The 23,641-nt window shown below is 58.7% G+C and carries 19 protein-coding genes; 3 read left to right on the top strand and 16 right to left on the bottom strand.

Annotation, left to right across the window (positions count from 1 at the left end; translation table 11 throughout):
* Position 1: 1 nt before the first annotated feature.
* From AC1RUR_RS08740 to AC1RUR_RS08720, 5 genes are read right to left on the bottom strand one after another with little or no spacing between them, the layout of a single operon-like run.
* Positions 2-478: an SRPBCC family protein gene (locus AC1RUR_RS08740; protein ID WP_492842806.1), complete on the bottom strand. Its 477-nt coding sequence runs from the start codon at positions 476-478 to the stop codon at positions 2-4.
* Between the two features lie 57 nt (positions 479-535).
* Positions 536-1,312 carry a cyclase family protein gene (locus tag AC1RUR_RS08735; protein WP_492842804.1) on the bottom strand — a complete coding sequence of 259 codons (777 nt, stop codon included), beginning with the start codon at positions 1,310-1,312 and terminating at the stop codon, positions 536-538.
* Positions 1,313-1,336: 24 nt separating this feature from the next.
* Positions 1,337-2,779, bottom strand: a complete 1,443-nt coding sequence (locus AC1RUR_RS08730; protein WP_492842802.1) for an NAD-dependent succinate-semialdehyde dehydrogenase — start codon at positions 2,777-2,779, stop codon at positions 1,337-1,339.
* 31 nt (positions 2,780-2,810) lie between these two features.
* The gene (locus AC1RUR_RS08725; RefSeq protein WP_492842800.1) at positions 2,811-4,028 is read right to left on the bottom strand and encodes an ABC transporter substrate-binding protein; all 1,218 of its coding nucleotides are present in this window, start codon (positions 4,026-4,028) and stop codon (positions 2,811-2,813) included.
* A 19-nt stretch (positions 4,029-4,047) separates the two neighbouring features.
* Positions 4,048-6,396 (bottom strand): xanthine dehydrogenase family protein molybdopterin-binding subunit, encoded by a 2,349-nt coding sequence (locus AC1RUR_RS08720; protein ID WP_492842798.1) that lies wholly within the window; start codon positions 6,394-6,396, stop codon positions 4,048-4,050.
* Between the two features lie 1,296 nt (positions 6,397-7,692).
* On the opposite strand from AC1RUR_RS08720, the gene AC1RUR_RS08715 reads away from it, so the two are divergent.
* Positions 7,693-8,691 carry an NAD(P)H-quinone oxidoreductase gene (locus tag AC1RUR_RS08715; protein ID WP_492842796.1) on the top strand — a complete coding sequence of 333 codons (999 nt, stop codon included), beginning with the start codon at positions 7,693-7,695 and terminating at the stop codon, positions 8,689-8,691.
* A 127-nt stretch (positions 8,692-8,818) separates the two neighbouring features.
* Here AC1RUR_RS08715 and AC1RUR_RS08710 read toward each other — a convergent pair whose 3' ends face one another.
* The 5 genes from AC1RUR_RS08710 to AC1RUR_RS08690 all read right to left on the bottom strand — a co-directional run bounded on the left by AC1RUR_RS08710 (position 8,819) and on the right by AC1RUR_RS08690 (position 14,982).
* Positions 8,819-10,051 (bottom strand): acetyl-CoA C-acetyltransferase, encoded by a 1,233-nt coding sequence (locus AC1RUR_RS08710; protein WP_492842794.1) that lies wholly within the window; start codon positions 10,049-10,051, stop codon positions 8,819-8,821.
* 171 nt (positions 10,052-10,222) lie between these two features.
* Complete coding sequence (locus AC1RUR_RS08705) at positions 10,223-11,767, bottom strand: acyl-CoA synthetase (protein ID WP_492842792.1); 1,545 nt, start codon at positions 11,765-11,767, stop codon at positions 10,223-10,225.
* An 84-nt stretch (positions 11,768-11,851) separates the two neighbouring features.
* A complete protein-coding gene (locus AC1RUR_RS08700) occupies positions 11,852-12,895 on the bottom strand; it encodes a phosphotransferase family protein (RefSeq protein WP_492842790.1) in 1,044 nt (347 codons plus the stop codon).
* Positions 12,896-12,927: 32 nt separating this feature from the next.
* A complete protein-coding gene (locus tag AC1RUR_RS08695) occupies positions 12,928-14,205 on the bottom strand; it encodes an acyl-CoA dehydrogenase family protein (protein WP_492842788.1) in 1,278 nt (425 codons plus the stop codon).
* Positions 14,206-14,241: 36 nt separating this feature from the next.
* Positions 14,242-14,982 (bottom strand): SDR family NAD(P)-dependent oxidoreductase, encoded by a 741-nt coding sequence (locus AC1RUR_RS08690; RefSeq protein WP_492842786.1) that lies wholly within the window; start codon positions 14,980-14,982, stop codon positions 14,242-14,244.
* 79 nt (positions 14,983-15,061) lie between these two features.
* Here AC1RUR_RS08690 and AC1RUR_RS08685 point away from each other — a divergent pair, with 79 nt between their 5' ends.
* Positions 15,062-15,802: a TetR/AcrR family transcriptional regulator gene (locus AC1RUR_RS08685; protein WP_492842784.1), complete on the top strand. Its 741-nt coding sequence runs from the start codon at positions 15,062-15,064 to the stop codon at positions 15,800-15,802.
* A 187-nt stretch (positions 15,803-15,989) separates the two neighbouring features.
* Here the strand turns inward: AC1RUR_RS08685 and AC1RUR_RS08680 are convergent, their stop codons facing one another.
* On the bottom strand, positions 15,990-18,080 hold the full coding sequence (locus AC1RUR_RS08680) for a methyl-accepting chemotaxis protein (protein ID WP_492842782.1): 2,091 nt from the start codon (positions 18,078-18,080) through the stop codon (positions 15,990-15,992).
* Positions 18,081-18,412: 332 nt separating this feature from the next.
* Between AC1RUR_RS08680 and AC1RUR_RS08675 the strand changes: the two genes are divergently transcribed.
* A complete protein-coding gene (locus tag AC1RUR_RS08675) occupies positions 18,413-18,775 on the top strand; it encodes a hypothetical protein (RefSeq protein WP_492842780.1) in 363 nt (120 codons plus the stop codon).
* Positions 18,776-18,970: 195 nt separating this feature from the next.
* Here AC1RUR_RS08675 and AC1RUR_RS08670 read toward each other — a convergent pair whose 3' ends face one another.
* From AC1RUR_RS08670 to AC1RUR_RS08650, 5 genes are all read right to left on the bottom strand, one after another.
* A complete protein-coding gene (locus AC1RUR_RS08670) occupies positions 18,971-19,642 on the bottom strand; it encodes a TetR/AcrR family transcriptional regulator (RefSeq protein WP_492842778.1) in 672 nt (223 codons plus the stop codon).
* Positions 19,643-19,762: 120 nt separating this feature from the next.
* On the bottom strand, positions 19,763-20,185 hold the full coding sequence (locus tag AC1RUR_RS08665) for a Zn-ribbon domain-containing OB-fold protein (RefSeq protein WP_492842776.1): 423 nt from the start codon (positions 20,183-20,185) through the stop codon (positions 19,763-19,765).
* A 1-nt stretch (position 20,186) separates the two neighbouring features.
* Positions 20,187-21,353, bottom strand: coding sequence for a thiolase family protein (locus tag AC1RUR_RS08660; protein ID WP_492842774.1), 1,167 nt, complete (start codon positions 21,351-21,353; stop codon positions 20,187-20,189).
* 14 nt (positions 21,354-21,367) lie between these two features.
* Positions 21,368-22,159 carry an enoyl-CoA hydratase/isomerase family protein gene (locus tag AC1RUR_RS08655; RefSeq protein WP_492842772.1) on the bottom strand — a complete coding sequence of 264 codons (792 nt, stop codon included), beginning with the start codon at positions 22,157-22,159 and terminating at the stop codon, positions 21,368-21,370.
* 249 nt (positions 22,160-22,408) lie between these two features.
* Positions 22,409-23,572 (bottom strand): acyl-CoA dehydrogenase family protein, encoded by a 1,164-nt coding sequence (locus AC1RUR_RS08650; protein WP_492842770.1) that lies wholly within the window; start codon positions 23,570-23,572, stop codon positions 22,409-22,411.
* Between the last annotated feature and the right edge of the window lie 69 nt (positions 23,573-23,641).

The following is a 23,641-nucleotide window of genomic DNA, read 5'->3' as shown; positions in this document are numbered from 1 at the left end:
TTCACGCTGGCAAAAATCCGGCATCCATTCGATGAAGGCCGGCCTGCTTCACAAATTCCCTGAAGAATTCATCGGATAGCTTTCTTGCGGTACCGACGATAAGGCGCTGGCCGAGTTGAGCCAGTTTGCCGCCGATCTCCACGTTCACGACATAGCTTAGGGAGGTTCCACCGTCCGACTCTGCAAGCACAATCGAGGCGTCTCCCTTCGCAAACCCCGCGATCCCACCCTCGCCCTGGCCCGAGATTTTATAGCTGGCAGGCGGATCGAGATCCGTGAGAGCCACCCGGCCCTTGAACCTGGCGGAGACCGGACCGATTCTGATCCGGACTACAGCGGCGAAGCCCTTGTCATCGCATTTTTCGAGCGCCTCACAACCGGGGATGCATGCCTTCAGCGTCTCGGGATCGTTCAACTTGTCCCAAACCGACTGCCGCAATGCGTCGATCTGCTGAGAGCCTGAAATTTCAATTGGCACGTCATGGGCTCCGCTGGGTATTCAGGTCGAGATTTCGATCAGCTTCAAGCCGCAGCTTCAATCGTCGAGGATTGCAATGGCGCGAGTCCATCCTGCGGATGCCCGCCTGATCTTGATCGGCAGGCACGATACGGTGAAGCCGAAGGGCGGAAGCTGCTCCAAATTCGAGAGCTTTTCGATGTGTGAATAGCATCCGGCCATCCCGGCCCGATGCCCTTCCCAGATGATCGACGCATCCTTGGTATTGGCGTAACGTTCCCTGGTGTGAACGAACGGCGCGTCCCAGCTCCAACCGTCGATGCCGGTGACGCGTACGCCACGATCGAGAAGATACATGGTCGCAGCCCGCCCCATTCCGCAGCCTGCGTTCAAATAATCATCATGTCCCAATCGCGATCCGGCGCGGGTATTTACCAGCACGATATCGAGCGGCTTGAGCGTGTACCGGATGCGCTTGAACTCTGCTTCGACGTCGGCTTCGGTTACGACATAACCGTCGGGAAACGAACGAAAGTCCAGCTTGACCCCGTCGCTCAGACACCATTCGAGCGGCACCTGATCAATCGTGATCGCCTTCTCGCCGCCGTTCATCGTCGAGTGATAGTGGTAGGGCGCATCCAGATGCGTCCCACTATGCGTGCTCAGATGCATCTTCTCGTTTGCCCAGCCTTCACCATTGGGCAGGTCGGCTTCGGTCAGCCCGGGAAAGAATTGCAGCAGTTCATGCACGTTATCCCGATGGTTCTTGTACTCGATCACCGGACGAAAATCCGGCGGATCGGTCACGACATCGTCTCGAAGGGGAATTGACAAGTCTATGATGCGTCTCGGCATGCTTTATCTTTCAGGACAGGGCTTTCAGTAGCCGGCGGATTGCGAGACGAACTTCGTCGTCACATACGCCTCGAGCGCCTCGCTGCCTCCCTCGGACCCGTAACCCGAATCCTTGACACCGCCGAACGGCGTTTCCGGAAGAGCGAGACCGTGATGGTTGATCGACAGCATGCCGGCTTCAACAGAGCGTGCAATTTTCTGAGCGTTTTTTGTGGAGCGAGTGTAGGCGTACGACGCAAGACCGTACGGCAGCCGATTCGCTTCCAAGACTGCTTCCTCAAGTTCCTGGAACGGATTGATGATCGCGAGCGGCCCGAAAGGCTCTTCGTTCATCATCCGGGCCGAGATCGGCACGCGCGACATCACCGTTGGTTCGAAAAAGTTTCCCTTGTTTCCGATCCGCTTGCCACCGGTCTCGATCTTCGCACCCTTGCCAACGGCATCGGCGACAAAGTCATTCATGGCATCCACCCGGCGCGAATTTGCCAGCGGGCCGATCGTCGTACCGGCGGCAAGACCGTCTCCGACACGAAGCGCCTTGGCGGCGTCCGTGAAGCGGCCCACGAACTCGTCGAACACGCTGTCATGAACCAGGAATCGGGTTGGAGCGACGCAGACCTGCCCGGCATTTCGGAATTTATTGGCCGCCAGTATCCTGCTCGCGGTCTCCACATCGGCGTCCGCGCAGACGATCGCAGGAGCATGACCGCCCAGCTCCATCGTTACCCGCTTCATATGCAATCCCGCAAGGGAAGCCAGCTGCTTGCCTACGGACGTTGAACCCGTGAATGTTATCTTCTTGACTATCGGGTGGACGATCAGAAAATCGGAGATCTCTGCCGGATTTCCGAACACCAGATTGATCAGCCCGGCCGGTGCGCCGGCGTCGGCGAACGCGCGAACCAGCTCGGCGCAGGATGCAGGCGTCTCCTCCGGCCCCTTGAGGATTATCGAACACCCCGCCGCCACGGCGGCCGAAATCTTTCTTACTGCCTGGTTGATCGGGAAATTCCACGGAGAGAATGCCGCGACAACCCCGACCGGCTCTCTGAACACGATCTGATCCACGTCGTTCAGGCGCGCAGGTATCACGCGGCCATACACTCTGCGGCCCTCCTCGGCGAACCAATCGATGATGTCCGCCCCCGCGAGGGTTTCCATTTTCGACTCCAGCAGGGGCTTGCCTTGCTCGAGCGTCATGTATCGCGCCGTCGTTTCGGCACGTTCGCGAAGCAGATCCGCCGCGCGGCGCATTATTTTCGAGCGTTCAAACGCGGAAGTATCGCGCCATTTTGCGAAGGCTGCCGACGCGGCATGCAGCGCATCATATAGATCCGCTCGGGAGGCGCGGGCAACGGATCCGATGACCTCTCCGCTTGCCGGGTTTAACACCGGCAGGGAACCCACATCGGAGCTATTCCTCCACCGCCCATCGATAAATAGATTCGTATTGACGTATTCAGACATGAATATGGTGCTCCGATGAACTTGAGGCTGCTTATTTCCTGGCAACGAGTGGGCATTCGCTTTCGGCAAGAGGCCGGAAGGCTTGTTCCGCCGGGGTGGTGGCCACCAGTTTGTAGTAGTCCCACGGCGCTTTCGATTCAGAGGGTGATTTGACCTCGAACAAGTACGCCGGATGGATCTTGCGACCGTTTGCCTGGATGACACCTTTTCCAAAAAGGGGGTCATCGGTCGGGATGTCCTTCATCTTCGCGACGACCTTGGCGCCGTCACGGGCATTGCTGTCCAGTGCGACGACGGCCTTCAGATAATGAAGGAGGCTTGCGTATACTGCGGCGTGAACCATGCTCGGCATCGCCTTCGTCTTCATCCGTTCGGAGAACCGGCGGGAAAACGCCCGTGTTTCGTCATTCATGTCCCAGTAGAATGACTCGGTGAGGTTCAGGCCCTGGGCCGTAGCGAGGCCAAGAGAGTGAATGTCCGTGATCAGAACCAGCAACCCCGCGAGCTTTTGGCCCCCCCTGTTGATCCCGAATTCCGACGCCTGCTTGAGCGCGTTGGTCGTGTCGTTGCCGCCGTTGGCAAGCCCGATGATCTTGGCCTTGGATGCCTGGGCTTGCAGCAGGTACGATGAGAAGTCCGAGCTGTTCAGAGGATGCTTGACGCTGCCGATGACTTTTCCACCGTTTCTCTGAACCACGGCAGCAGTATCGCGCTCCAGCGCCGCGCCGAACGTGTAGTCTGCGGTCAGGAAGAACCACGTGTCTCCGCCGGCCTTGGCGAGGGCCGAGCCGGTGCTATTGGCCAGCATGTAGGTGTCGTACGCCCACTGCACGGTATTGGGAGAGCAGGAAGCGTTGGTAATATCGGAGGACGCGGCTTGCGTCAGGAGGACGGAATTCTTCTCCTTGACGATGTTGGCAACGGCCAGCGCCACTCCCGAACTGACGACGTCGACGAATACATCGACCTTGTCGATATCGAGCCAGCGGCGCGCAATCGAAGTTGCAATATCGGGCTTGTTCTGATGATCGGCCTCGATCACATCGATCTTCCAGCCCTTCTGCAGCAGTCCGGAATCTTCTATTGCCATCTGTGCAGCCACAGTCGAACCGGGACCGCCGAGGTCGGCGTAGAGGCCTGACATATCGCTGAGGTTACCGACCTTGAGTACTTTCTCCTGAGCAGAGGCCTGCAACGTCGAGCAGGCCAGTGCGGCAGCTATCCAGATCGCCCTTGAATTTGGTCGCATTCTATCCCCCCGTTTTGCGTTATTTTTTCGCTTGTTGTTTGGCGCTTCCAAGCGCGAGCCACACGCGCTCCATCGTGACCGGCATCTCGATATGTTTGACGCCATAGGCGGACAATGCGTCGACCACTGCGTTGACAATGACGCCGAGCGCCGGAGTTATGCCGCCCTCACCCCCGCCTCTCATTCCCAGCGGATGGGTCGTCGAGGGAATTTCGCTGATCGCAGTTTCGAACCACGGAAGATCGCCCGCCCTCGGCATGGCGTAATCCATGAAGGATCCACTCAGGAGTTGAGCATCCTCGCCATAACAGCAGTGCTCCATCATCGCTTCGCCAAACCCCTGGACGATTCCACCATGCGTCTGGCCGTCAAGAATGAGCGGATTGACCGCGAGGCCGACGTCATCGACCGTGGTGTATCGGACAAGGTCCACTTCGCAGGTGACTGGGTCTATCTCGACTTCACACACATGCGCGCCATATGGAAACGAAGCCACGCGTGAGTCGACTTCTCCCGCACCCGACAACGGCCCCTGGAGCTCCGGCGGCAAGTGATCTTGCTGTCGAGCCGCGCGGGCGACTTCAAACAATCCCACGTGACGGTCGGTTCCGGTTACGGTGAACTTCGCGCCTTCGTAGGTGACGTCTAGCGGCGACGTTTCCAGCAGGTGGGCTGCGATGATTTTTCCTTTGGCAATGATTTCCTTTGATGCAAGGGATATCGTGGTGCCGGCATGTCGCATGGAGCGGCCCGAATGCGAGCCGCCACCGGCTTTGACGACGTCGGTGTCGCCAGTGACCAGAATCAACGTCTCGGGCAGTACGCCAAGATATTCGCTAAGGAGCTGGGCAAAACTGGTCTCATGGCCCTGTCCCGCCGAAAGCGTACCGATCACGACCTCGATGCGGCCGTCGGGTCGCACGGTGACGCGCGCTCGCTCGTGCGGGTAGCCGCTGGCGGATTCGATGTAGCATCCCACGCCGATGCCGCGCTCAAGCCCCCGCCGCTTTGACTCTGCTTTGCGCGACCCGAAGTTTGCGAAATCGGATAGCTTCAAGACTTGTTCGAAAACACCTCGATAGTCGCCGCTGTCGTAGAGCATGCCGTATGGATTCGGATACGGCATGGCTTCGAGTGGAATCAAGTTGCGGCGGCGGAGCTCCAGCCTGTCGAAATGGTGCTCTCGCGCGGCGAGATCGATCAGGCGCTCGATCACGAACATGGCCTCCGGCCTGCCGGCGCTCCGATAGGGAACGGTGGGCGAACTGTTGCTGAGGACGGCACGGGCACGGGCCGACGCCAACGGGATCCGGTAGATGCTCGACATCAACTCGGTCCCCTTGGTCAGGGGGATGTGGGAGACCGGGTATGCGCCGAGATTGCTGAGGTTCGACGACCGCAGCGCCAGAAAATTGCCCTCGGCGTCGAGCGCCAGTTCGGCCGTCACGGCCATATCGCGGCCATGGAAGTCGGTCAGGAACGACTCGCTGCGTTCGCAGACCCACTTGACCGGGCGGCAGAGACGCCGGGCTGACCAGGCGGCAAGGGCGAATTCCGGATACGACGAGTTTCGTGTGCCGAAATTGCCACCGACGTCCCGGGCGATGACCCTTATCTGGTCTTCGGTCACCCCGAGCATTGCCATGAGGTCTGATTTTGGCCTGGTTACGCTGCCACCTCCGGCGTGAAGTGTATACTTTCCCGTGTCCGGATCGTAGCTCGCGACCGCAGTACGCGGCTCCATCGGTACGCCGGTGACGCGAGGCACATGCGTCTCAAGGCGAACGACATGGGCAGCCGAGCCGAACGCCTTCGCCACTGCTTCGACACTACCCACTTGCGCGTCGAGCACCACATTGGATCCGGCCTCGTCCCATAACACCGCCGCTGAAGTTTCGGCGGCGGCCCTGCCGTCAGCTGTTGCCGGCAAATCCTCGTATTCGATTTCAACCAGTTCTCCGGCTGACTTGGCGTCGTTCAGCGTTTCAGCAACGATCCAGGCAACGCCCTCTCCCAGGAACCTGACACGGTCGAGCGCGAGCGGATAATATTTGGGCACGAAGATGTCCGAACCGTCAGCGTTGGTGAGCTTGATGTCGGGCGGCGTCATCGCCTGCGGGGTCAACGGCATGGGGCGCAGCCCATCGGACAAATAGTCCGCTCCGACCAGCACCTCCAGCACGCCGGGCGCGCACCGCGCCGCCTCAACGTCGATGCTGACAAGCCTGGCATGCGGATGCGTGGAGCGGACAACGGTCGCGTACGCCAGTCCCTGCGGCGCAATATCATCGCCGTATGAGCCCGCTCCGGTAACGAGCCGAGCGTCCTCTAATCTTGGCAGAGACTGTCCTATTCCGGACTGCTTCACGGTGCCTCTCGATTGACTGGGATCCGCCGGATCAAATTCGTACAGACATGTTGAACGCGTGTATTAATGATACATGCATATTGAACAAGCGTTCGTCAATCACAAATCGCGCCGTCTCCGGCCCATTGGTCAATGCGAAGGGCAAGCCGAACTGCTCCCCGCAGCCAATTTGGTTGCGGGGACAGAATTTGAATCTGTGAGCTTCACTTGTGAGTCGACGAGCCTGGTTCGCGATTGGTCAAATCCGAGCGGCTCACCTTCAGTTCAGAAACCGCGGTGCAGATCACCATCGCAGAAGCTACCGCGGACTAATCGTCTGATCGCTTCATCTGCACAGATCGTCCCAGGCCTTGGGTTCGAACTGTCCTATTTTTGCGCCATAGTCGCCGATTTCTCACGACCTCTTCTCCAAACCAGGATATTCCGTTTTGATGAGGTCACATCTCGGGCGATCTATCGAGCAGTGCGTGGAATACGACGGCGTTCAAGCGGCACGCGAAACCGTCGATCGGAAAGCGAGCATCGGAGCGCGCGAACCAGCCGATTTGTCGGAATGAAATGCGAGCCTCTAGCGAGGTCTCTGAAAAGGCTGGAGCGGGTGAAGGGAATCGAACCCTCGTATTCAGCTTGGAAGTCTCCAAATATCGTAGTGTTTTCAAAGGCCGTTCTGACTTTTTCGGTGTTTTTGACCCCTTGAGATCGCTACGGAATTTCTCGCAGTCAGAATGGCGGTTGCGAGCACCGCGGTCACAGTCAAACGCGGCCCTCATGGAAATCCATGAAGTATCGGTGGCAGCGCCTGTATGAGCAAAACCGCGCTTCCGCCCAACACGCTGGCCCCCACGACGAACAGGGACAGGACGCGCTCCCAAAGTATCGCGTTGCTGGCGACGTCATTTGAGTTTGGCATCTGTGTGCACCCGCACTTTTTGTGGGACCAAGACGTCATAGACTGAGTCGCGGGGGCGCCACGCGGCTAAATTTGCCGGAAAATTAACTCCTGATTCACCGACTCGGGGAGCCTCTCGCAGCGACCTTCCTATGGATGCGATAGAGCAGCGCGAAGAGCGGCTCGGAACTTCCATATTTCGCACATATGTGCTAATATTGTTCTGAGTGGGTGGGCATCGACCAGAATGAGAGCTGATGAGGCAGAGCACAGTGCATTAGATTCCTGCCGCCACGCAATAATCTTGTCCTGACCGGCCAACCAGCACCCAAATAACTGAGCCCGGCGTTTAGCCAAGCAGCTAGCGCAGCTCCCGAGCGTCGCCCTAATACCCCAGGATGGTTCCGATGCCGTTACCCGAAACGATGATTGCGATACGAGCGAACGTGCCCGGTGGCCCCGAGGTTCTCTCGCAAGAGGTAAGGCCTCTTCCCGTCCCCGGACCACACGAGCTTCTCATCAAGATTGTCGCCGCCGGATTGAACCGGGGGGACATCGTGCAACGAAAGGGGTTCTATCCCCCGCCGCCAGGCGCTAGCGATATATTGGGGTTGGAAGTGGCGGGCGAAGTCGCTGCTACTGGATCGAAAGTAACCCGCTTCAGGCCGGGCGACAGAGTCATGTCGTTGATGGCCGGAGGTGGTTACGCACAATATTGTACCGCTCACGAAGCCCACAGTTTTGCTATTCCTGACGGTCTGGACATGGTCTCAGCGGCCTCCATACCCGAGACATTTATGACCGTATGGCAAAATGTGTTCGAGCTTGGGGCATTGCAGGCCGGCGAGACCCTTCTCGTCCACGGCGGTACCTCCGGAATCGGCGTGACGGCGATCCAAATCGCCAAGGCTTTCAACGCCAATGTGATCGCCACTGCCGGATCCAGGGAAAAGTGCGACGTTTGCTGCAATCTTGGAGCCGATACCGCAATCGACTACAAGAACGAGGATTTCGTCCAAAGGGTTCTCACCGCCACGGGGGGAACCGGCGCCCATGTCATCCTGGATATGGTCGGCGGAAGCTACATCGAAAAGAATTTCGAAGCCGCGTCCGTCCAAGGACGCATTGTTCAGATCGGCTTTATGGACACGCCGACCGCGACGGTCAATTTCCGGCGCCTGATGATGAAGCGCCTCGTCTACACCGGGTCAACTCTCAGGGCGCGCTCGACCGAAGACAAAGCGCGTCTAGCGAGTGCGGTTCAGGCAAACGCCCTGCCCATCATCGGGCAAGGACGCTACAAGTGCATCATCGATCGCACTTTTCCGCTCGCCCAGGCGGCCGATGCACACCGCCGACTGGAAAGTGGCCAGCATATCGGAAAAATTGTTCTGACCGTCACTTGAAGAACAACTCAGTTATTCGATTATTTACTGATAGATCATTGCATTTCTATCCGCGTTATTGTGGCTGCGTTCTTTGACAAGAATCACAGCCGCCTTTTCGTCGAGGCCGAACTTGCTCAAAAGCGACTCACACTCGCTCAATAATGATGGCCGGCGCCATGCCGCCGGCGGCGCACATTGTCACTAGGCCGCGCTTGAGATCACGTCGTTCAAGTTCATCGAGCACGGTACCGATCAGGATCGACCCGGTCGCACCAATCGGATGGCCGAGCGCGATCGAGCCGCCATTGACGTTGACCTTTCCGCGGTCGATCTTGAGGTCGCGAATGAATTTTTCGGCGACAACTGCAAAAGCCTCGTTGATTTCGAACAGATCGATGTCGTCGAGCGTGAGGCCTGCCTTGGCTAGCACCTTGCGCGCGGCCGGCACCGGCGCATTCAGCATCAGGGTCGGCGAGGCCCCCATGTTCGCCATCGCGACGACGCGGGCACGCGGCTTCAGGCCGTGCGCCTTGGCATAGCTCGGCGAGGCCAGCAGGATCGCGGCAGAACCGTCGACGACGCCGGAGGAATTGCCGGCGTGGTGCATGAAGTTGATGTCGAGGCCGGGATATTTCTCGAGGATCAGGTTGCGATAAGTCGTGCCCTTGTCGTCGAGCGGATAATCCGCGACCGCGGTGAAGGCCGGCTTCAATCCAGCCAGCCCTTCGAGCGTGGTCTGCGGACGCGGATATTCCTCGCGATCGAGCGCAAGGCTGCCGTCCTCGCGATGAACCGGCACCAGGCTCTTGCTGAAATGGCCGCCCTGGATCGCGGCGGCGGCCCGCTTCTGGCTTTCGAGACCCAATGCATCGACGTCCTGCCGCGTGATGCCCTCGAGGGTCGCTACCGCATCGGCGCAGACGCCCTGGTGCGACTGCGGGTGCCGGGCGCGCAGACGAAGATTGCCGTTGTCCATCATGAATGGACCCTCGCCGCGGCGGCCTTCCATCGACATCATCTCGGTACCGCCGGCGATCACGAGATCCTCGGAGCCCGACATGATGGCATTGGCCGCCATGTTGACGCTGGTGATGCCGGAACCGCAGAAGCGATCCAGCGTGACGCCGCTGGCGCGGACGTCATAGCCCGCGTCGAGCGCCGACATGCGGCCGAGATCGCCGCTCTGCGGGCCGCGTTGCGAACTGGTGCCCCAGATGATGTCGTCGACGTCGGCGGTATCGATGCCGGTGCGATCGGCCAGCGCCCGCAAAACCGTTGCGCCGAGTTGTTGCGGGTGGATATCCGAAAGCGCGCCTTTGCCGGCCTTGCCAATGCCCCGCGGCGTCCTGCATGCATCGATGATCAAAGCTTCAACCATGTACTCTTCCTTCAGTGTTCGGATCCGACGTACGGCGCCCCGGTGGCGACAGAGTCGCAACGTTTCCTGTTGCGCAACCGCTCAAGGTCGCACGGCTCGATTTGACGTGACCGTAGCCACAAAACTCTGCCGCTTTTCGGCAAGTCCAGCTCCTGCCTCACTTCACTTGGCCTAAATTCTGCGCCCAGTGTGCGCCCAGAAGGGTTCGCGGAGTTTACGCTTGAATATCTTTCCGGAGTCCTCGCGGGGCAGCTCAGCCCGGAACTCAATAACCTTCGGCACCTTGTATGCCGCCATGCGTTCCCGCAGGTAGTTCCGAACTTCGCCGGAAGTAAGGATGGCACCGAGCTGAACCTGCACGACGGAACATACCGCTTCCCCGTACTCTTCGTCTGGAATGCCGAAGATGGCGCAATCGGCGACACCTGGCATCTTGTGCAGTACTCCTTCGATCTCCGCGGGGTAGATATTTACGCCTCCGGATATGATCATGTCCTTGGCCCGATCACGAAGGAAGAGAAAGCCGTCTTCGTCGAGATATCCGATATCACCGGGGACGAAGAGGCCATTTCGATCGGATTGTCGGCGCTTGTCCTCGTCGCGGTGGTAGGTAAAGTCTGCGACGGTTTTTACCCTTGCCGCGATTTCACCCAGCGCTCCAGCCGGCAGCGCCCGGCTGTCATTGTCCAGGATGAGGAGCTCGGTTTCTGGCAATGGCTTGCCTACCGTGCCGGGGTGGGCCAGCCACTCCTGCCCGGAGCAGTACGTGAGCATGCCGGTTTCGGTCGTACCGTAATATTCATGGATGATCGGTCCCCACCATTCAATCATCGCTCGCTTGATCGGCGGCGAGACGGGCGCCGCAGCGTGGATAATGTACTTCAGCGACGATAGGTCGTATTTGTCGCGTACGGTATCCGACAGTTTCAGAAGCCGATTGAACATGATGGGGACCATGTGAATGTGAGTCACGCGGTATCTTGCAATCAGGCGAAGCAGTTCCTCGGCATCGAAACGTGGCTGAAGGATCACATCGCCGCCGAGCTGCGCGGCGACAACACCGTAAGCGTTTGGCGCTGAGTGATACATCGGCCCCGCTACGACGGTGACGATCCGTTCCGTCGTATTTTCCAATCCCGCAAAGCCGAAACCTCGGGCCAATATCGCGCGATAGGATGTGGCCTGCTCGTGCGTCGGTGGCAAACGCCGGACGCCTTTCGGTCGACCGGTCGTACCCGATGTGTAGATCATCGAACCCGGCGGATCGAACGATCGCAGAGGCTTTGGGGGAAAGGACTCGAGCCAGCCGTCCCAGCTTGACAAGCCTCCGGGCACCTTGCACAGCTCGGGCGGCACTCCATAGGCGTGGGCTATTTCTGGCGGCGTCGGAACGACTAGCACCTTCGCGTCCTTCGGTAGAACCGAGCGGACAACCGGAACGAAATCCGCATGAACGACGACTAGTTTTGCGCCCGAGTTCTCGAAGAGGTACTGCGCTTCGTCCGTCGTGTAGTGCCAGTTTGCTGGGACGGAATAGGCTCCGATCAGACCGGCCGCCAGCGTTGCCTCCAGAAAGGCGAAATCGTTGCGGAGATATACTACGATCGTGTCGCCGGGGCCGATGCCCAGTGACGTCATGCCAACGGCAGCACGGGCCGCCCGCTGCTGCAACTGGTCGACTCCAAGGCAGCGATCGCCGCTTCGGATCTCACCCATCAAACTTCTCCTTGGTCTCGCAATTGTCGTCCGGTCTTGTCACTGCTGCAATTGCAGTGCGCCGGTTTGATCCAATCGTTTTCGCTATTCGAGCAGGTTCAGCGCTCGCTGGAACAGCTTGATGCTTGAATTGTGCAGTCGCTCTCCAGTCGCTGGCGGAGCCAGTCCGGCGCAGGCTCTCGCATACGTTCCTTCGAGTATGAGGCCGAGCTTGTAGCAGGCAAGCACTCCGTACCAAGAGAGACGCGACGTATCCCGATTGCTGTGCGCCGCATAGTGCTCGACGAGTTCTTCGATCGACGGAAAGCCGACCCACGGCTCGACCCCAATCTCTGACGTTGTCCCGCCATTTGCATCGGGCCATGTCGCGATGACCCATCCCATATCCAGGAGCGGATCTCCGATGGTTGCGAGCTCCCAGTCGACGATCGCAGCCAGCTCCGCGCTATCGAGGCGGAACATGACATTGGCCAGATGGTAGTCGCCGTGCATAAGCCCGGGAACAAACCCCGGGGGCTGATTTCGGGACAACCATCGAGCGACTTCCTCCAATCCAGGAATCGAAGCCGGTCCGGGCCAATCCTGGTAGTCACGATAGCTTTCCAGCAGAGCCCGCCAGCGCGGTACCTGTCGCTCGAGGAAACCGTCCACTTTTCCGAAGCCGACGAGGCCGGCGGCGTCGTGATCCACTCGTCCCAGCGCAAGTGCACCTTCGACCAACGCAAACCCCATACGACGACGGATCGCGGAGTCGCCGGCGTGCAATGGCGGCAAGCCGACCGTCGCATTGAAGCCATCGATCGGCTCCATCAAATAGAACGCCGCACCTAGTACATCGGCTGATGAACAGGCCGCAATCAGGCGCGGATGCGGGACATCGGTTTGCGAAAGCGCACCCAGTACACGTGCTTCGCGGCGGTTCGTGATGTTGCCGTCGCTGCGAGGGCTGCGCGGCGAGCGACGCAGTACGAAGGAGCGACCTCCCCGGTCGAACCGCAACAATACGTTCTGTGTTCCACCGGTAAGCTGCGCAACATTCTCGATCGATCCAGAACCAAGGGCGTGCTCGTCCATCCAGAACTGCAATCGTCCGAGATCAATGAGATCCTGCCAGACTTCTTCGCTCATTTGCAAACATCGCCTAAACAAAGCATGGGGGGCTAGCTGCGGTTCGCGAGCTGGGCGACATGCTGGACAGCCCGCTCGCGCACCTGCGGCAGATGGTAACTTGGAAATAGTGCGTTGGTCGGCTTGTAATCGCGCAGCACCTGCTTTGCGACAGTCACTTTATGGACTTCGGTCGGGCCATCCGCGAGGCCGAGGAAATAGGAATCGACGACCTGCTGCGCAAATGGCATTTCGCGCGACAGCCCGAGCGAGCCGTGCAGCTGCAACGCCCTACCTGCCACATCGTGCAATACCTTGGGCATCGCCGCCTTTACAGCGGCGATATCCTTCAGAACGCGCCGGTAGTCCTGGTGCTTGTCGATCAGCCACGCCGTGCGCAGCACAAGCAGTCGGAATTGTTCGATTTCCAGCCAAGAATCTGCGATCTTCTCCTGCACCATCTGCTTGTCTGCGAGGATTTCACCTTTTGTCCTGCGCGACAGTACGCGCTCGCACATCGCGTCGAAGGCCGCCTTGGCCATTGCGATGGTTCGCATCGCGTGATGAATACGTCCACCACCTAGCCTCGTTTGCGCAACGATGAAGCCACCTCCTTCATCGCCAAGCATGTGGTCGGCCGGCACGCGGACGTTCTGCAGGCGCAAATATGCATGTGTATCGGCATGGTCGCCGTAACCGACGTTGCGAACAATCTCGAGACCCGAAGTACCAGCCGGAACGATGAACATGGATGTTCGCGACGCGAGCGGAGCGCCCGGGTCCGTGACCGCCATGACGATGAAAAAGGCCGCGAAACGCGCATTCGAAGCGAACCATTTCTCACCATCGATTCGCCACTCGTCTCCCACCCGTGTCGCGCGGGTCGTGAATACGCTCGGATCCGCCCCTCCCTGCGGTTCAGTCATAGCGAAGCAGGATACGATCTCGTTGTTCAGAAGAGGCCAAAGGAAGGAGCGCTTCTGGGATTCGGTGCCGAAGTGCGCAAGGATTTCCGCGTTGCCGGAATCAGGCGCCTGACATCCGAACACGGTCGGTCCGTACACCGAACGACCGATGATCTCGTTCAGCAATGCGAGCTTAACTTGGCCATATCCTTGCCCCCCTAACTCGGGGCCCAGGTGGCAGGCCCACAATTTGCGCGTCCTTACCCTCTCCTGGAGCGGTCGAACGAGGCGATTGCGATTTTCATCCCTCGTATCATAGGGGCTCCCGAGGACATGATCGAGCGGTTCAACCTCCGTTCGCACGAACTCGTCGACCCAATCCAGCTCCATCTGGTATTTCTGATCCGTTTCAAAGTCCCAAGCCATGAATTCCGTCCCTTATGGATCAATTGTTGCACAGGGCTAGAGCAGTAGCCCGCCGTCGACGATGATCGTTTGTCCGACGACGTAGGACGCAAGCGGCGAAGCGAGAAACAGCGCCGCGCCCGCCATGTCTGACGGCGTTCCCAGCCGTTTCGCCGGGATCTTCTCCAGAGCTGCCGCCAATCTCCCCGGATTGCCCGTCGTCACCCTAGTCAACTTGCTGTCCACCAACCCGGGGGCGATGCCGTTGACCCGCACGCCATCTTCCGCCCAAGCTTCCGCGAGCGTGCGGGTGAGACCCACAGCGCCGATTTTCGAGGCGTTGTACGCGGGATTGCCTTTGGTCGAATGATAAGCTGCTGTCGAGCTCACGATGATGAGCGAACCCTTACGCGCTCTGAGCATCGGGAAAAACCTGGTGCTGCACGCCATAAGACTGACGAGATTGACCTCGAGCACGTGGCGAAAGCCTGCCATTTCGAATTCGCCTCGCTTGTAAATGACGGTACCTTGCGCCAACACCATCACGTCCAGCTTCTGAAAAGCAGGCTTCAGGGCATCGATGGCCCCTCCGTCCGCAACATCCAATTGGGCATAGTGCAGCCCCTCGAGATCTGAGCCCTCTTCCCGGGCGTAGTCGGTCGCCTTGGCGCGGGTACCGAATACATGGACGTCGGCGCCCTTCGCGCGAAACGCCTGGGCAATGCCGTTGCCGATTCCGCTCGAGCCGCCCACCACCAGGACCGTCTTATCTCGGTAGTCGAGTTCGTCCACGATCATCACCCCCGAATTAGGTCGTCCGCCTAAATCATTTGACCTAATCTTTCCGTTATGGCAACTTTTGTCAATAATGAATGACATGAATACCCGCGATTTGCTGAAGCTGGCCGCACGTCGGCTATTCGCCGAGCGAGGAATAGATGGCGTAGGTGTGCGCGACATCGTGGAGGCTGCGGGTCAACGAAATAGTGGATCGCTTCATTATTATTTCGGAAGCAAGGAGGAACTTGCTCGCGAACTGGTCGCCGACGGCGCAAAGCTGATTGACGAGCGCCGCAACCGGCTCCTCGACAAGATCGAAAAGGCGGGAGGCCCCCGCAACTTGCGCCAAGTCATCGAGGTCCTGGTCTGGCCTTCCACCGATCTCGACGAACAGGGGGCCGAGGACACCTACATTCGTTTCATTAGCAATCTTCAAATCAGTCATCGACAGCTTTTCATCGACGCCCTTGAGGGGAAGTGGGCCTCCGGCTTTGAGCGCAGCCTCGTGCACATCAGACACTTGCTGCAAGGGATCGATCCGGAAATCGTCAATCAGCGATTGGTCTTCATGTCGCTATTTATGCGCGCCGCCATGTCGTCGCGCGAGGCGGCCCTGGAGGGCGGCCGGACCCACCACTTCTGGAGTCCTGCCTTCACCATGGAGAATCTGATCGACAGCATTGAAGGAATTTTAAAGCCACGGCCATCGAAACAGACCCGGTCGAAGTTAATGGCTTACCGAGACGCTTCGATCGCGACATATGGAAGATCGGGTGACGGCGGAGGGCGAGAACAGTCTCGCGGCGAATTTGAAGGACCCGAGAACGACATCTACTAGGACGCTCGCCGTTCCGGGAGCTAACTGCCAGGATCCACTTGGACCGAACTGCTGCGCTCTAGGACGCTAGAAAAGCTCGGACGGATCGCGCCAATTTCGATTGTCCCCTCTTGCGACACAAGCCTGGCCATTCAGGGCCGGATCGGGCGCGGATTTGGATACGGACGACGGCTCCGATGGAAACACACTAGGCTGCGCGTATCTTTCCGAGAAAAGCGTCGACCTGCCCCCGCAGCTGCTGGGTCTGGACAGCGAGCATTTCCGAGGCTGTCTTTACGTTCTGGGCCGCGGCACCGGCAGCATCCGCACCGGCGCTGACGCCAACGATGTTGTCGGAAACATTCTTGGTGCCCTGAGCCGCCTGTTGGGTGCTGCGGGTGATTTCCTGGGTCGCAGCGCCCTGCTCTTCGACGGCCACGGCGATTGCCGTTGCCACCTCGTTTACCTCGCCGATGATACCGCCAATAGCGTGTATCGCCTCTATGGCTTCTCTAGCCACCTTCTGAATGTCGGCGATTTGTTCCGAAATATCGTCGGTCGCCCTCGCTGTCTGGCTTGCCAGAGATTTGACCTCGGACGCCACCACAGCGAACCCGCGCCCGGCCTCGCCAGCGCGGGCGGCTTCGATGGTGGCGTTCAGCGCCAGTAAGTTGGTTTGCGATGCGATGTCGTTGATCAGTCCGACTACTTCTCCTATTCGGTTGGCGGTCTTAGCTAAGCCCTGGACCGTGCCGTCGGTCGACCGCGCTTGGTTCACCGCGCGGCTGGCGATGCCAGCAGCGTGCGCGGCCTGCCTCGATATGTCGTTAATCGAAGCGCTCAGCTGCTCGGCCGCGGATGCGACGCTTTGGACATTTATCGACGCCTCGCCAGAGGCCTTCGCCGCTACCTGGATGCTGAAATTTGTTTGGGTCGAAACCTGCGACATACTGTCGGAGGTCGTTCGCATTTGACTGGAGGCGTCGCCAAGCTGCTGCAGCATCCCGCCCACATGGCTCTCGAACTCACCGATATGACCTTCGATGGCCTGCTGCCGGGTCGCTGCACCGGCATTGCGCTCCCGCTCCTGCTGCTCGATCCGCAGCTTTTCCATCGCCTGCTGCTTGAATGTGGCCAGCGCACCGGCAAGCGATCCAATTTCATCACGACGTTCGGCGTAGCCAGCATCCACCGACAGATCTCCCGCAGCGACCTGCAGCATGCTATCGCGAATAGCATGCAGCGGCTTGATCGCACGGCGAGCCACCAGGATCATGCTGCCAATTGCAAGCACCACAGCTGCGGCGAGCAATGTCACATTGAGGACCAGTGAACGCTGGGCCGCAGACCATTGCGCCGACGCGTGTCGCTTGGCCTCATCGAGCGCGCGCTCCGCCAGGGTGACCGCGACACCCAGCCGCCGAACCGCTTCGGGCCGCCATTGGTTCGACGAAACTTCCAATTTCTCGCCGGCGATTGCCGCATTCAGCAATCGCTCGGAAAACGCCACATATTGCGGCTCGAAATAGGCCATCTTTGTCGCCGCCATGGCCTCAACCAGGCTGGCGGGTAGTGGCGCGCCTCCCACCACCGTCTCCAGCGAGATCCAAGCGTACTCAGCACCGATCATGAATTTCGTGAACTTTTGGCGCGCCTCTGGTGGAAGTCGGCCTGTGGCAAAGCCGTTCGAAAGCAGCAGAATGGCCTGACCACCAGTATCGCGAATCAACCAAGCGAGCTGCTTGATCGACAGCAATTGATCGATCACCGGGTCCTCGTGGCTCACAACGGCAGCAAGCAGCGTAGCCAACTTTTCTAACGTCTGGAGCAGTGCGGTGGTGGTATCGACATATTCCTTTGCCAGCGTGGGGCGACGCGATGCCTTGGGCGCACCCATCGCCTCCATGCTTTCGGTCTGCAGCGCCTTGAGCGTATCCACCTGCCGGCTCAAGTTGGGAAGCTGTGTGCTCCGATCGGTTAATTCCACCGTTGCGATGATGTCCACCAGCGATCCCAACGCGGGATTTATGACCGCGCGATACTCCTTGAGAGCTTGAACAGAGTCTGAGTCGATGACCTCAGCCGCCAAATTCTGATTCGTCGTTGCGCGGTCGGTCCGCAGATTGTGCATCGCCTTGAATGCATGTGTGGATGCATCCGCGATGACCAAAATGCGAGCGGCCGTCTGCAGGCGCCCCCAGGAATCCCATGCTGTCCCGATCAGAAACGCCACAACACAGGCGGCCATTGCGGCGATCACGGACTTGAGCAAAGCAGAAATGGTGAGACGATTCAGCATGATGCCTCCAGTCGAAGCAACATGAAGCTCAGTGGTAAATATTCAGTCTCTAAATTCGCCGATTTGTGCGATTTTTCAAAATACGGGCAGACGAACGTCTCAGGAAAGACCAAACGGCGCATTCAATGGCGACGAATGACGGGGTCATCACATGTCCGGAACGGATCGCGACGCGAATATTTATTCTTGTCTAGCATCGGGCCACGGCGTAAATTGCACATCTGTGCGATAATTGGAAAGTCCGTACAATCCGCCGTCGAAGTGAAAGTGCGCCGCAACAAGACGTTGGTTCGCGCCTTGGGTTGCACGTACAGAATCACAGGGTAACGATTATGCCGGTCGAAGAGCCCGAGGCGATTTTCCTATGGGTGCCGCATCACCAATATGAGGAGGCGCGCCGCTTCTATGAAGAGGGCTTGGATCTTCCACTGCAGGAGGTAGGCGGCGTAGACGGTGTCCGCTCCTTCCTTGTCGGCGGTCGGGAGCTAAAGCTGGTGTCGGTACCAGGCCCTCTCGTTGAAACATATACCGGCTTGAGCTTCCACGTTCATCGCCTGAGCGATTTTGTCAGGCACTTAGTGGAAGATGGCTTTCTTCATCGCGATTTTCTGTCGCGTATCGACGAGACCACGTCTCAGCTCGAAATATGCGATCCGGCCGGCAACCGGCTGTTGTTTTTGCAGGAAATGCACTGACTGTTTCCGCGGTCGGCGGCATCAACACCGCGCTGCCGGCGCGTATCACAGCGTGAAAAGGACTCGCCTAGGTTCTAATTGGCCGCCTGGGAAAGATTTTGAATAGAGGAACGCAGAAATCGGGTTCCTCGTCGATCCTCGCTGTTGCCGCAGCGCCCCTCGAACCGTTCGCTCCGGGCTTGGGAGGCGATTGACCTAGCGAGCCTGAGCCGTCCGGCGCGTCGGCATATCCTGCTTCACGGCCCCCTTTTTTCGGGCGATCTTCGAGAACTTGGTGTCTAGAATCGCCTTAGCTGCCTCGCGCATACCGGGTGTCGGCGACTGAATCTGCCGTATCACCAAGCCATGCGCCGTCAGCAGGAGATCATCTGCCGTTTCCTGCGGATCGATACCGGGATCGACCTCACCTGCCCGGACGGCGGCACGCAGCAATTCTACCCAAAACTTCCGTTGTTTCTCGTATCGGTCGTTTTGACGCCGACGCATTTCTTCATCGCGCGAACTGTGCGCGGTATAGTTGATCCAAAAAAGCCAGAAGCGTTCGCGAGCCGATCGAAACACATAGCCCGCAGCCAGTTGCTGAAGCTGCGCGAACGGCGCCCCTTCATGAGAGCTCCACTCTTCCGGCAGTTCGTAAGCAGCCTCAAGCGCCAGAATTACGAGATTGTGCCTGTTCTTAAAATGGTAGTTGATCGTACCGGTACTGATCTCGGCGGCTTCAGCGATTTGCCGCATCGTAACGCCGTCAATGCCATGCTGCGAAATCAGTTCGTAAACTACACCAAGCAATTCCTTGCGGCGTTGAAGGGTCTTGGGCCGGGACGATTCAACGCTCCCAATGGCCTGCTTCTTCTTGCGTGGAGCCACGAGGTACCTTCAATTTTGAAGAATCTGAGAGATTCCCTTTTATGGCATATTGCGGGCAGCATGTCAGCCCACCCTACAGTGCGCATCCGGAAGGTGCGAAACTTCCCCCCGGGACAGCCTTCATGCCGGTTCGAATACCGGAACGTTGAAATCGTCGCTAAGCTTCTCCCAGGCAAGCTTCACGGGCATCGCATCGCTGAGCTTCGACGCATCACAATTTATCAGGTTGACGAGGATCCGGACTCCCTCATCGAGGTCCACAAGCGCGCAGATGTACGGCACTCGGCCTTCGTGTCCCGGCCATGGAATCAAGGTATTGGTCCAAGTATACAGCCTTCCTTTGCCGGACGCCTCGCGCCAATCGAGATTCCGCTTGCCAGAATAGATGCTGACCGGGCGGGGCACCCACTGATATTGATTCGTGTCAGTGCAGTACTGAAGAAGAAGTTTGTTCTCCTTCGCAGCGTCCCAAAACTGACGCGTCTTCATATAGATGTCCGGACGGGGAAGCGGACGGGTCGGGGCTTTCTTCGCTTCGGTCATTTCACTTCTCCAGAATCATGACGTTCGAGACGCCCCAGTTGCGTCCGTAGGGAATGACACCAATCCCCGTGGTCATGGCGTTCTTCAGGTCGGGGATCTGCCGCTCGCCGGCTTCGCCGAATAGTTGTCGGACCGCCTCGACGAGATTGAGGCCGCCGCCCGCCAGACCTGGCTGCCCGGCGGAGATCTGGCCGCCGCTGGTATTCAACGGCAACTTCCCCTTGTAAGACATGTCCGTCTTCAGAATGAAATCGGAGCCTTCGCCGCGACCGCAAAATCCGATCTGCTCGAGCTGGATCAAAATTGCGATGAGGAAGTCGTCATACGGGCAGAATAGCTGGATGTCTTTCGGCGCAAGGCCTGCCTGCTTCAACGCCTTGGGACCTGCGACCGTAAAGCCTGTTTCGGTGATATCCGATTGCGCCTTGTCTCCATTGAAGTTCGCGATTTCGCCATATCCCGTGGGATAAACCGCTTTTTTCAAACCGAGACGTTTGGCGTTTTCCGTCGACGTGACCAATACGCCGTTGGCGCCATCGCAGACCATTACGCTGTCAAGCATACGCAACGGCTCCGAAACGTACTTCGACTTCAGATAGTCCTGCTCGGTAATCGGAGACTTGAGCTTCGTGCAGGCGTTCGGGTTCAGGAGAGCGTGGTTGCGCTGGGTAACGGCGAGCTTCGCAAGCGCTTCGTCTTTAAGGCCGTGCTGGATCCGATAGCGTTGGCTGAGAAGCCCGAACACGCCGACGGGACCGCGTAGGCCGGTCGGATACTGGAACTCCCAACGATATGCTCCCTGCTCCGTCGCCGGATAGCTCGACTGCGCGTCGGAAGCGATCACCAACACCGTATTGCACAGCCCATCACGAATGGCCGACGCGGCGCGTGATATACCTGCGATAGTGGACGCCCCGCCAAGACCGTTGATCTGCGTCCAACTGGGCACTAAACCGAGCATTTCGGCCATAAACACGGCCCAAAACGGATTCGACGTCTCGCTCATCGTCTCTGAGACGCAGATGCCATCAATCTCGCTCTTGGGAACACCTGTCGAGTTCAGGATCTGCTCAAACACTTCGCCGGCGAGATCGTACGAGCTGCGCCCGCCTCGAAGTTCAACCTTTGTTTCGCCGTAACCGACGATCGCTATGTCACGCTTTGCCATGCTAGATGCCTTACCTAATTGCCCGTAAATTTCGGAGACCGCTTCTCACGGAACGCTGCCAATCCCTCGTTCCGATCATTCGAGAAGCTGAGTGCGAAGAAGGCATCGGCCTCGACGAGCATTCCTTCCGATAGCGCGCCATCGAATCCACGTTCAATGACTGACTTGGTGAACATCACCGAAAGAGGTCCTTGCTCGCCGAGCGCGGTCATGATTTCTCGCGCCTTCTCTATCGCCTTGCCCTGTGGCGTCACATGATTGACGATGCGAAGCTGGCGTGCCTCTTCGGCCTTTACCCGGCGTCCGGTCCAGATCAATTCCTTGGCCAAGGGTTTGCCGACGATGCGCGATAGCGTTTGCGTTCCCGCCCCACCTGGCATCAACCCGAGCTTCGCCTCGGGAAGGCCGAACTGGGCCGTCTCGCCCGCGATGATGAAATCACACAAGAGCGCCACCTCGAATCCGCCGCCCAGCGCATAGCCTTCGACCGCCGCAATGACCGGCTTGGTGAATTCAGGAAGGGCTCGAAACAGCTGGTTGACCTTGCGCGACCGCTTGCGGCGACGCCAGAGCTCGAATGCCTCATCGGGCTCGTTCTTCTGCTCGCTGGTGTCGACCCCGGTGCAAAACGCCTTATCGCTGCCCGTAAGAATAAGGCCGCGCAGCTGCCGGTCTCCTTCCACCTCGCTCATGACATCGAGGATTTCAACGGCTGTCTGCTCACGGATCGCGTTCAACTTCTCAGGCCGATGAATCGTCACCTCGGTCCAGCCGTCCCGACGTTCGATCTTAATATCTTCTGCCATCGTTCATATCCCCTCAATTGCGCCGAGCCGACCGCACCGCTCCCCAAGGTCACCCGAGGATAACCAATGGATTTCACAACATTTCCCCGGCGTCAACTAAATTAGCACATTTGTGCTAATTCATGTTCAGAGGCCCCCCTCCTGACTTGGCGGACACTTTCGATTCAAGCTACCGATGCCGCCGGTGCCCACAAGTGACAAAACGCGTAGGTGCCTGCTCCTGGCCTCACAGCCGCGGCGCGAAACCGCTTACGAAAGATCGGCGCCTCGCTGTCGTCGATCGAGCAGCTGCTTGGCCACAATGAGTTGTTGAATTTGACTTGAGCCCTCGTAGATCCGAAGAACACGGACATCTCGATAAATCTGCTCGATCATGTAATCGGCGATGTAGCCATTCCCGCCGTGAACCTGAAGCGCTCGATCAGCCACCCTGCCTACCATCTCGGTCGCAAAGAGCTTGCACATGGACGCCTCACAGGTAATCGGGCTTCCCGTGTCGACTAAACGAGCGGCGTTGCGGACCATTCCCTCCGCGGCGAAGGCTTCCGTCAGCGAATCCGCAAGCAAGGCCTGGATGAGCTGAAATTTTGCAATGGGCTGGCCGAACTGGACCCGCTGTAGGGCATAGTCCGCTGCGTCTTCGATGGTGCGGTAGGCCAGTCCAGCGCAGCAAGCCGCGATAAAAAGCCGCCCCCGATCAAGTCCGGCCATCGCCGCCGCAAAACCAGTTCCGGGGGTCCCTCCAAGCAGCGCATCACTGGGTATGCGGCATTCATCGAAGACGATATCGCAGATCGGCGCGCCGTGTTGCCCCATTTTGTTTTCGGCTCGGCCAACGATCATGCCGGGCGTGCCTGTTTCGACCAGGAAGGCGGTCATTTCACCGGTCTTCGGTCCTGGCGTCTTTGTCATTACCGTAAACAAGCCTGCGAACGGAGCGTTTGAAATGAATCGCTTCCGTCCGTTAACGACCCAGCCTCCCTCGCACGGCTCGGCCCGCGTGGTAATGCCGCGGGCATCGGAGCCAGTATCCGGCTCCGTCAATGCGAATGCGCCAATCAGCTCGCCTGCGGCCAGCCGAGGCAAATATTTCGCCTTCTGCTCCTCAGTCGCGCCATGGACAATGGCCTGACCGGCAACGCCGTTGTGTATGCTAATATAGTTGCGCATCGCCGGCGTGGTACGGCCAAGAATCAGGCCCACCTCGACCTCCTGGGATGCGCTTAGCCCCAAGCCGCCGTAACGCTCGGGATACGACAAGCCAAACAGGCCAAGTTCACGCACTTCGGCGAGCAGGTCCGCCGGAGGCCGATCCAACTTGTCGATCTCCTTCTCACGCGGAATGAGGCGTTCGCGCACAAAGCGCTTAAGCGTTTCACGGAAAAGCCCAAAACTAACGTCGTCGACTGCCATTCGGCGGCTCTCCCACTGCAAAAAGAGGCCCTACCCTTTTTCGCACATTTGTGCAAGATTTGAGTTGTC

It is taken from the genome of Bradyrhizobium sp. GW821-FHT12B03 (genome assembly GCF_058807535.1).
This window is presented reverse-complemented; position numbering and strand designations above follow the sequence as displayed.